Annotated in this window: 9 protein-coding genes; all 9 read right to left on the bottom strand. The window is 53.1% G+C overall.

The window, feature by feature from the left end; translation table 11 throughout:
• Positions 1–63: 63 nt before the first annotated feature.
• The 9 genes from tnpA to P1J78_RS23065 all read right to left on the bottom strand — a co-directional run bounded on the left by tnpA (position 64) and on the right by P1J78_RS23065 (position 8891).
• Complete coding sequence (tnpA, locus tag P1J78_RS23025) at positions 64–480, bottom strand: IS66-like element accessory protein TnpA (RefSeq protein ID WP_275569730.1); 417 nt, start codon at positions 478–480, stop codon at positions 64–66.
• A gap of 251 nt (positions 481–731) precedes the next feature.
• A complete protein-coding gene (locus tag P1J78_RS23030) occupies positions 732–1985 on the bottom strand; it encodes a hypothetical protein (protein WP_275569731.1) in 1254 nt (417 codons plus the stop codon).
• Between the two features lie 81 nt (positions 1986–2066).
• On the bottom strand, positions 2067–3236 hold the full coding sequence (locus P1J78_RS23035) for a glycosyltransferase (RefSeq protein ID WP_275569732.1): 1170 nt from the start codon (positions 3234–3236) through the stop codon (positions 2067–2069).
• A 4-nt stretch (positions 3237–3240) separates the two neighbouring features.
• Positions 3241–4263 (bottom strand): glycosyltransferase family 4 protein, encoded by a 1023-nt coding sequence (locus P1J78_RS23040; protein ID WP_275569733.1) that lies wholly within the window; start codon positions 4261–4263, stop codon positions 3241–3243.
• 188 nt (positions 4264–4451) lie between these two features.
• Entirely contained in the window at positions 4452–5783 is a 1332-nt protein-coding gene (locus tag P1J78_RS23045; RefSeq protein WP_275569734.1) for a glycosyltransferase, read from the bottom strand.
• On the bottom strand, positions 5780–6601 hold the full coding sequence (locus P1J78_RS23050; protein WP_275569735.1) for a hypothetical protein: 822 nt from the start codon (positions 6599–6601) through the stop codon (positions 5780–5782). Before P1J78_RS23050 ends, P1J78_RS23045 begins: the two co-directional genes overlap by 4 nt.
• Complete coding sequence (locus tag P1J78_RS23055; RefSeq protein WP_275569736.1) at positions 6601–8088, bottom strand: hypothetical protein; 1488 nt, start codon at positions 8086–8088, stop codon at positions 6601–6603. The genes P1J78_RS23050 and P1J78_RS23055 overlap by 1 nt, the downstream gene beginning before the upstream one ends.
• A 101-nt stretch (positions 8089–8189) precedes the next feature.
• Positions 8190–8345 carry a hypothetical protein gene (locus tag P1J78_RS23060; protein ID WP_275569737.1) on the bottom strand — a complete coding sequence of 52 codons (156 nt, stop codon included), beginning with the start codon at positions 8343–8345 and terminating at the stop codon, positions 8190–8192.
• Positions 8346–8390: 45 nt separating this feature from the next.
• Positions 8391–8891: a transposase gene (locus P1J78_RS23065; protein WP_374213414.1), complete on the bottom strand. Its 501-nt coding sequence runs from the start codon at positions 8889–8891 to the stop codon at positions 8391–8393.
• Between the last annotated feature and the right edge of the window lie 190 nt (positions 8892–9081).

Consider the following 9081-nt stretch of genomic DNA (forward strand, 5'->3'; position numbering starts at 1 on the left):
GCACCAAAAGCCGGGAAACCTTGCGAAAACGGATACTGCAAATGCAGCCAAAACCACACGTTCTCAATCGCTTGCCCATTCTTCACGTGTGACCAGATGGGCAGGGTCGAACGCCGGCGGCACACTGATACGGACATCGCCGATCTCCAGCGTCAACGACCCAGACCGATCGTCCGGAGGAACCCCAGCATCGCCCGAGATCGATACCGGCAGGAATGCGAGCGCGTCATCGTCCGGCATCGGAAGGAGCCCGTCGCGCGCCGCGCGGCGCCACGCGTGCAACTGGGGTGCCGAGATCTCATGCCTACGCGCGACATCGGCCACCGACATCCCGTCGCCGTAGGTCTCCAAAACAATCGCCGCCTTCACATGCTCCGGCCAGCGCCGACGGCCCGTCGGACCCGCAACCACATCGATACGCCCACCGTACCCTTCGCCGTCACTATGAAAACTTCCGTAAGTTTGTCCGTCGCCACCCATGAGACACCTCCTGCTTATGCAGGCGTCATCTCGGACGGGACACCACGCCAAACAACGAGGGTGATGGGCAGACGCTTACCATGTGCACAGGAAAAGGCCGCGGCGTGACGCTCATGAGCGTTGCCAGCCATAGTTCACGGATGACCATCGAGTAGCGGCCGGTGCGCCGACTACCGACGGAGCCACGAAGCCGGCGGCGAAATATCAATCGGGGGACTGGACATAACACCGCCCATAACGGAAGTCGGACACTAACGCGAGCGCCGGGTACGAACGGAACTCGCCCCTGAAGAGAACAACGCCATTAGAATGTAGCCAAAAGTAATCGCGGCGAAAAGCTTCAAAGTTCCAATGGGATGGTACCAAACCATGTTTGGAAGGACCAGCAGAAAACCGATTGCAACACTCGCAGGCCATCCACCGTGGCCCTCCTCTAGGAGCCTGGATAACTTATTGTCAGCTTTTCTCACAAGAACGCCCAATAAATATCCGAACAACAAAATTCCAAACACGCCTAAGTGAAAGTAAACAAGGGAAACGATAAAGAATCCACCATTGTAGTCGTAATAAGCCCTTTTTAGAAATGCCCCTTCATATTGGCCCGCGAACCAATCCCAAGGTCCGAACTCGAAGAAACCTGGAAGACCTCCAGCCTCCCTTAAATCAATCGTTGCCAACAAACTCATATAGATGTTAGAAGCGCCGCCAGGCAAGTAATAAACATTGAGTGACCTCTCGCGGAAGTCACCTTCAGACAATAACTCGATCAAGCCGACACCACGAACCGTGCCTACTGCAGCAAGTAAGAGAAATCCGATACCAACATAGAAATACGTACGCATAGAAATACGCCCACTCGAAATAATCGAAACAAGTACTAAAAGGAGGCCAAGCGCAAGCGTGCGCCTCGCGACCAATAAGCAAAAAGAAATGAACAAGATAATAAAGAATAGATTGATTCGATGCTTCTGTTTCGTAGTCCAATCAGCAATGAGAATTGCGGCGGAAACATTAAAAGCCTGATTTACAACAGAGCTGAATCTTGGACTTGCACCAGTTTTGAAATCAGCGTAAGCAGAAGTGATAACGTTACCTGACTCGAGAAACAGTACGAACATTATAAAGAAGAACAGAAAAACCATAATGCGGGTAGAATTTTTTACTCTAGTATTTGGCAGCACAACGGAGCGACCAAACGAGACAGGCCTTAGCATCCCAAGAGTCGATAATCCTGCAAACAGAATCACAAAAAGTATTGCCTTCGAATTCAAATATAGATCACTTTGCAGCCCGGGATTTTGCAGTGTAAAAAATTGTGCGCCTGTAACATAAGCGCTCACTGGACTCACTGCAGGCGTAATTATTAAAACCAAATAAATTACAGAGATAATTCTAAAATTCAGAACCTTCGCAGACGCGGCGACTCCAATTAAGGCCACAATAGGAAGAGTCGCGTAAAACCAATACGGCAAACCAAACAGCGCACTTTCAGAAAGAATACTCATGCTTTTGCGTCGTCAAGCTTTAGTAACGAACAGGCCAATCATAAAGAAATTCTATACAACCCTCACTGAAACTAGTCAACCTCAAGTCTTCACAGAATCATACCGAGAAGACACCTTTATATAAAGATCAAGTGTGCGTTGCGCGACATCATCCAACTCAAAAGCTGAACACGCTTCACGCCGTGAAGCTGTACCGAACCGATGTCGTAGCTCTGCATCACCGGCTAGGGCGAGGACAGAACGCGCGAGGCACGCTGCGTCGCCGACGGGAGATATAGCGCCGTTGAATTTTTCCTTTACGTGAAGGGGGACGTCACCGACATCTGTCGAGACTATGGGCTTGCTCATGGCCATTGCCTCCCATACTGAGACTGGAGAAGATTCGGCTGTCGAAGTGCACGTGTAGATATCAAACCGCGACAACAGGGGGCGCACATCTTGTCGCCCTCCTACAAAGTGGATATTCGTTAGTCCTGCCTTGTCCGAACGATACCGAATTTTTTCGAAATACTCGGATTGATTACTGTATACTGGCCCAACCACAATGAATTCCATGTCGCCCCTACCTGCTGAACAGAGGGCCGCCATGTCCACGAATGTTCCAATGTCTTTTACGGGCGATATATTCGATACGGTGCCTACAACGATTTTTCCGTCAAGTTTCTTTAGTAGTTGGCGATCTTTTGAAGAAGGCTCAACTAAGTTCTCCGTCTCAAAACGTTCCAGGTCCACTGGCGCAGGTATGACAGCTTGAGGCATGGCATTGGAAGCTAGCGCTCCATAATAGGCTCGCGATTTGTAAGATGCAAATATAAAACCACTGGACAATCGACTGAGCACAGAAAAAACAGTGCGGACACTGCGGGGCATATCCGTATCGTTCAAGTGCCAAATTACTGGAATGCCGCAAAGCCTAGCTGCAATCAAGCCTTTGTATTGCCAACTGCCACCGCTTACATGAACCAAGTCATATCTTTCCCGACGCAAATATCTCATCAAGACGATGACTTCCCACCACGAAAAAAAAATGTATCTAAGCAGGATACGTCGCTCCTTTGTCAGTCGTGTTAAAGGCAGAGTCTTGAAGTCGACATCCAGTTCCGAACAGCGTTCTTGAAGCGCTCGAGAATTCGTGATGGGAAAAACAAGAGTCGTTTTGATATGACCCATGAGCTTAGCTGCTACGTTAGTCATACGGACCTGAGGTCCAGCGATCCTGCCGTCTTCAATGATGTTCGCGACCTTTAACACGTCATCACCTCTTTCGAGGGCTGTTTTTCGGTACTCTTTCGATGACGGGTGGCGCATAGGGTCCGATTGCGGTCAAACGCCCCGCCAGTCGTTCAATGCCGTCTGTAAACCGTGGCAAGCCAAAATCTTGAATAGCTTCCTTACACCCAATGCGCATACCTTCTCTTTGCACCGGAGTGAGCTTGTGAACGCGCTGCAGCATTTCCGATAGACCGGCTATGTCTGTCGGTGGAAATGTCCAGCCAGTTACACCATCGTGAACCAGCTCCGGTACACATCCGCAGTTGTGCGACACCAACACTGGTACTCCCGCTGCGAGCGCTTCATTCACGACCAATCCCCATTGGTCATTTTTGCTCGGCAAGATCAGCGCATGTGCCCGGGCGTAATAGGAATAGATCTCGGGATGTGTTACGTAACCAGCGAATTGAACGCCCTCAATGTTGGACAAACGAACCTGTTTCCTAAGTTCCTGCTCCAATGGCCCTGAGCCACATAGAACGAGAGGAAGGGGCATCCGATCCTCACAGGATGAACGATAGCGGGCGTAGGCCGACAGAAGCGCAGGAACGTTCTTCTTATCGACAAAGCGTCCCACAAATAGGAAACAAGGTTCCATGCTTGCGTCACGCTTGGCCATCGAGACTTGGGCAGAGACTTCGTCATTGTCGACCACGTCACACGCCAACTCCATGCATGCGGTGTCCATCCCCAGCTCTGCTAGATATTCCCCACTGTGCTTTCCGGCAATCAAACCACCGTGAAATACCTTCAAAGAATAGCTCTTCATGACTTCACGGATCTTTTTGCGGGCATGATCAAATCTATTACTATCGAACATGACTACAGAACACGCACCACTTTTGCGTGCAGCCAGAACGGCAAACAGCATTGGCAAGTGGCTATATCCAGCAGTCAGAACGAGGCTGCAGTTGACCGCCTGGATCGCTCCAATCAATGCACGTGTCTGAGATACTGCGCTGACTGCTTCCAAGGACTTGCCCGGAAACAGCGTGACGACCTTCAACGTATCTGACCGCATTGTCCGGTCTGCTTCAACCGTCTTCCACAAGTATTCGCTTTGGGAGCCTGCAATGGCGATACAGAGTACATTCGCATATGGTGCGACTGTTCGTGCAAGGTGGCTCACTCGCGGCCAGTGATATGGCCCGAGTGTTTTGTAGATTAACACGAACACAGGGCGGTTGCCATGTCTCATGACAGTGTTTCTGGGCCGTTCACGGAGCTGCACCCGGCAATCATTCTGCTCTGACCGCCAAGCCGCTCGTCTGGGAATATGAGAGCTAAAAGCTTGGTCGCAAGCGTAGATTTGGAGAACTTCCTGATGGGAGTATGGTATGATGGATAAGGCTGAGGAGGTGACGCAATCCATGACGAGAGGATCTCGCTTATCTTCGCTGTTTCACTGGGCGCCACCACTGTTCCGTGTCCGCTCTCTCGGACATAAGTCGCAGCCTCACCCTCAGGTGCAATGCACAGGATCGGAAGCCCAGTAGCGAGAAACAGGTATAAGCGCTGTGGCACCCATCCCAACGGTCGCTCATTGTTATCTGGAAGAATCAAGACCAACGCATCTAGGCCAGACACTCGGCTACCTAGTTCTCTTCGTTCGACAAATCCTTGTGGTTTCAGGCGATCAGCAATGCCCAAGCGTGTTGGCAAACTTCCCTTTACTTCGCTTGTGCCAATCAATGGAACCTGAAGCTGCTGATACGCCTGTGGGTCGGCTTTCTTGAGATGTGCAATAGCCCGGTGCAAAGGGCCTTCAAACCAGTCCCCGCGCGAACCGCCAATGAATCCAAGGCGAAACTCACCATCTACGCGTGGTTCCAGCGGGGATACACTGAAATCCAATTCCGGGTCATAGCCATTCTGAATCACATGCATCTTGCATCGGTCGATGCGGAATGGGCCATCAAGATCGTTCAAGTTCTGGTGGGTATTGATTATAACGGCATCGGCTTTGTCGTAGACGGCCTGTTCCAGCCACTTGTGGAACGTTTTCGAGAAAGGGAGGCGCCGAATAAAGCGGTGCTGATAGTTTGTTGTCCACGGATCTCTGAAATCGGCAATCCAGCGCAGATCAGGGTGTCGCCGCTTGAGCCGTAAACCTGCGACATGCACCGAGTATGGGGTTGAGCTTGTTAGAATTGCGGAGATTTTTCCCTCTTTGTAGAGGCGCTCCGCGTGTCTTCCTGCGGCTAGCGACCACGGTAATTGATGGTCGACCGGGATCAGCTTTGAGAATACTTTTGCTATCGGCCTGAATGGTGCGATTTTACCTATGAAACCAGAGTTCATCCAACCACTGATTGTGGTCAACCGCGTGATACTCGAGGCTTTCGCGATTTCAGCTTCGCCGGACTTATCGATTGGCATGCCAAGCCCGTCCGGTTTGGCGCAAATTACATGAAGATCGAGATCTGACTCGCGACACCAAAATTTCGCAAATCCCGCTATACGTTCGGAGTAGCCTCCGCCAATTGGAGGAAACTGCAGGGCCAGGAGGGCAAGCGACCTTTTCATCCGTTCGCCTCCCCAAGACTTTCGACCGTGACCCGCGATTCCAACTCAAAGGTGTCGCCTTCCGCGACGCAAACAACCCCTTGTGCTTGTATCGTCGGCAGGACGCGAAAGCGCAAGTGCGAGAGTACATTCTCGTTGAACGCCCAGAAAGGTGCTCGAAAAATGCGATTACGCAGCCATGGGCTCCCTCTGCTGTCGATGACACTGTTCCGCACCCGGAACACGACCTGGTCAAAATCATCCTCACCGACAATCAGGCGATGATGCTGAATCCACTGACCGTCACGCTGGTCCCGCCAATACGAAACCCTTTCCAAGCGCCCGCTTTCCAGGTCGGAGCGCTGCGTTGTGCGCAGCAAAAGGCGATCTCCCATAATTTCAACGGTATCAATGTGGGATTGGTGGTACGTGTTTCGGTTTCTGTGTCGGGATCGTCGTTTCCCATGACCTGCCGTTTGGAAGTCCGTGGATTTAACCCCAAGCCTAAGGACGAAATCGCCCATCCAAGACGGTCTCAGAGCAATCGCGGACGCACGACGCAGCCACGCACCGTTCTCGAGGCGCTCAGATACACACACTTGGAAGGTCGCTTCGGGGAGATCTACTACATAGCGGGTCGCGACTTCGTCTGGCTCGCAAGATACGTCTATTTCTTGGATGTCAGCTTGCACACCCTTGAGCTCTTTCTGGTTGCAGAAGCCGAGCCAGTTGCCAATCTCGGTTCCTCCTGCCGTCAACTCCACTTGACCCGCCGCTGTTTCGAGTCGCGAGATCGTTCCGGTCTCCGGGTCGCCGAAAAATCGTTTTATCTTCTCCATTATGCCCGCCGCTCGCGTTCCAATTGCTTAAGTGACCGCGCAGCAGTCAGTTCACCGCGCCAATCATTTTTTGCTTGCGTGACGCCCGTTACCTTTTCGACTCGCCATAGCAAGCCGCCGTCATTGGTTGAGAGCTGAGCTGAGGTGGCGTCCTCAGCGTACAACACGACTGTATTGAGTGCTCCTTTACGATTGCACCCCGACCGCACCGAAATGACGTCGGGCCAGCTTATCTGTGGCGCGGGCAGTACCATATTGGGCCGGGCCGCTGAAACAAGCTCTGCCAAGAGTTGAAAAACGTAAACATTCCAGCGAGTCGGGCAAATCACATCTTGCCACACTGGAGGCTGGTCGAGGTCGCCACCATAACCGATGGTGTTGGGGAAACCACCATGGCTCATCTGGAAATCAAGCAGGTTTGTCAATAACGTGTGCACCGCGGGGCGAATTTCGGGTTCGTGGACGGACAAAGCGCAGAGCCCTCGGATGCTGTCGCTTGCTCGCGCTATTGCAACGGGATGCGGATTTCTGTTCCAGCCCGAAATCATTTTGCGTCGAATGGAGGCTGCCGTCGAAGACGGTACGCCCGCGCGTCGCATTGCCGTGGCAACCTTGGCAGCAAAAGGATAAACGGAACCAGCCGGTTCCAGAGCGTTGACGAACAGACCATCTTGTTGAGCCTGCGCCGACACCAGGTAGCGGCCCAAAGCTCGAGCCGCATTGAGGAACCGCGCCTCACCAGACTGACGATAAAGTGCGAGTAAGGCGTATAGGCATTTTCCGACGTACACAGAGATTAGGATGTCGCTGTTGCGGCCTTGATAGATTGCACCTGTGTTAGGGCCGTCAGTAATTTGTTCAGCGAGAACGCTGTCACCGAGGCGCACAGCCATCTCGAGGTCTTTTTCGTCACCGAGGAGTAAGTAACGCTGCAAGGTCGTGATTGCCCACCGCGCGGTCTGATTGGCCACCCCATGGTAGAGCGTCGCACCCTGACCAAAAGCATTTTCATAACCGAGCTTAATGCGATCCCCGTAGTATAGAAACGCGTCGCTTTCTGTGACCGCCGCAGCTGCGTAGAGCCCGCCTGCAGCGGAAAAGCCGACGACCGGCGCCAACGGATAACCCGGCATGTCCCCCCAGCCGTTGAGCATCAGACCATCATCGCGAATCTGGTCGACAATGCTGATGGCTTCCCTTTCCACAAGGCAGGCCCAATCTCCCGGGATACCCGCCGATAAGAGCCGCGTCGCACCAAGCATGAAAGGCGCCTGATTCATCGGGTGCGTTTCTATTGTGTCAACCGTAGTAGACCACCATGTGGAAATAATCCCACCAAGTCCACCAGGTGACTTCCAGGTGTCGAGGTAGGAACTCAGATTCGAAAGAGATCGTGGGTGAGAGGCGCTGTAGAATGCGCTTATGGCGTCGAAGTCCTCAGCAGGTGAGGCTATTTTGGCGAGTTTGTTAGATTTCCGATTGTTCATTCTATTGATTCTACTGATTTTCAACGTGGGTAGCGGCATCAAATGCAACCGCCGCCAACCAATTCTGCCGAGCGGCCGTTTACGAAAAATCGTTTCTGCCGCTACGTCGGCAACCCGGGCCGGCCGAAATCCGCCACAAAGCTCTCCCCGCACACGGCCTCGATCCGAGTCCATTCGATGCACCGCGCCAGTTCCAGCAACTCGTGCCGCGGGTTCAAGATCATCTCCAGCGTCTCCCGGAACATGTCCGGCTGCATGGCGGCATCAGGCGTCTTCGACCGCATCGCTCCCGGTGTCTCGCTTTATGGCCAGCGAATCCGAGACGGCGCAACAGCGGAAGACCGTCCGTGAAAGCGCGAGCGGAATTGCAGGGTTTCGCCTCCAGACACTGGGAAACCTTGCGAAAATAGATACGGCCCGCCGCTTTCAGTCGTCTTGACCGATTGGCTGTCGATGATCCCGGCGGTGGGCGCGTCTTCTCGATCGGCCAGAATGCGTGAAGCGCCGACCAAGGTCTCGTTTAGAACATCCAGCACCCCGCTGTCGCGCATCCGGTAGAAGTAATACTGCACTGTCGTGAAGGGCGGTAAATCCTTGGGCAGCATGGCCCACTGGCAACCGGTCGCCGCCATGTAAAGGATCGCGTCCCAGACCGCGCGCATGTCGGTCCTGCGCGGGCGCCCGACCTTGCACTTGGCGGGCATGAACGGCGAAACCAGCGCCCATTCGTCGTCCGTACAATCGCCTGCACAGCGCAAGCGGCGTCGATCATAATCAGGGCGAGTGATTTCAGTCCAGGGCATTGATTTCTCCAGGTTCAGCAACCCACAAGAATCATAACTGTCTGAAATCATTCAGCCCGGATTTCCCATATGAACTCTGTTTTTCCGGCCCGCTTGCGGATGATAAACTATTTCCATCAATGACTTAACGGCGATGGAGCGAGGATTTGGCGGCGAACGCGACGGGTGAGGCAGAATTGGGGCCTCTCCG

This window comes from Psychromarinibacter sediminicola (assembly GCF_029168335.1).
Classification (GTDB): domain Bacteria; phylum Pseudomonadota; class Alphaproteobacteria; order Rhodobacterales; family Rhodobacteraceae; genus Psychromarinibacter; species Psychromarinibacter sediminicola.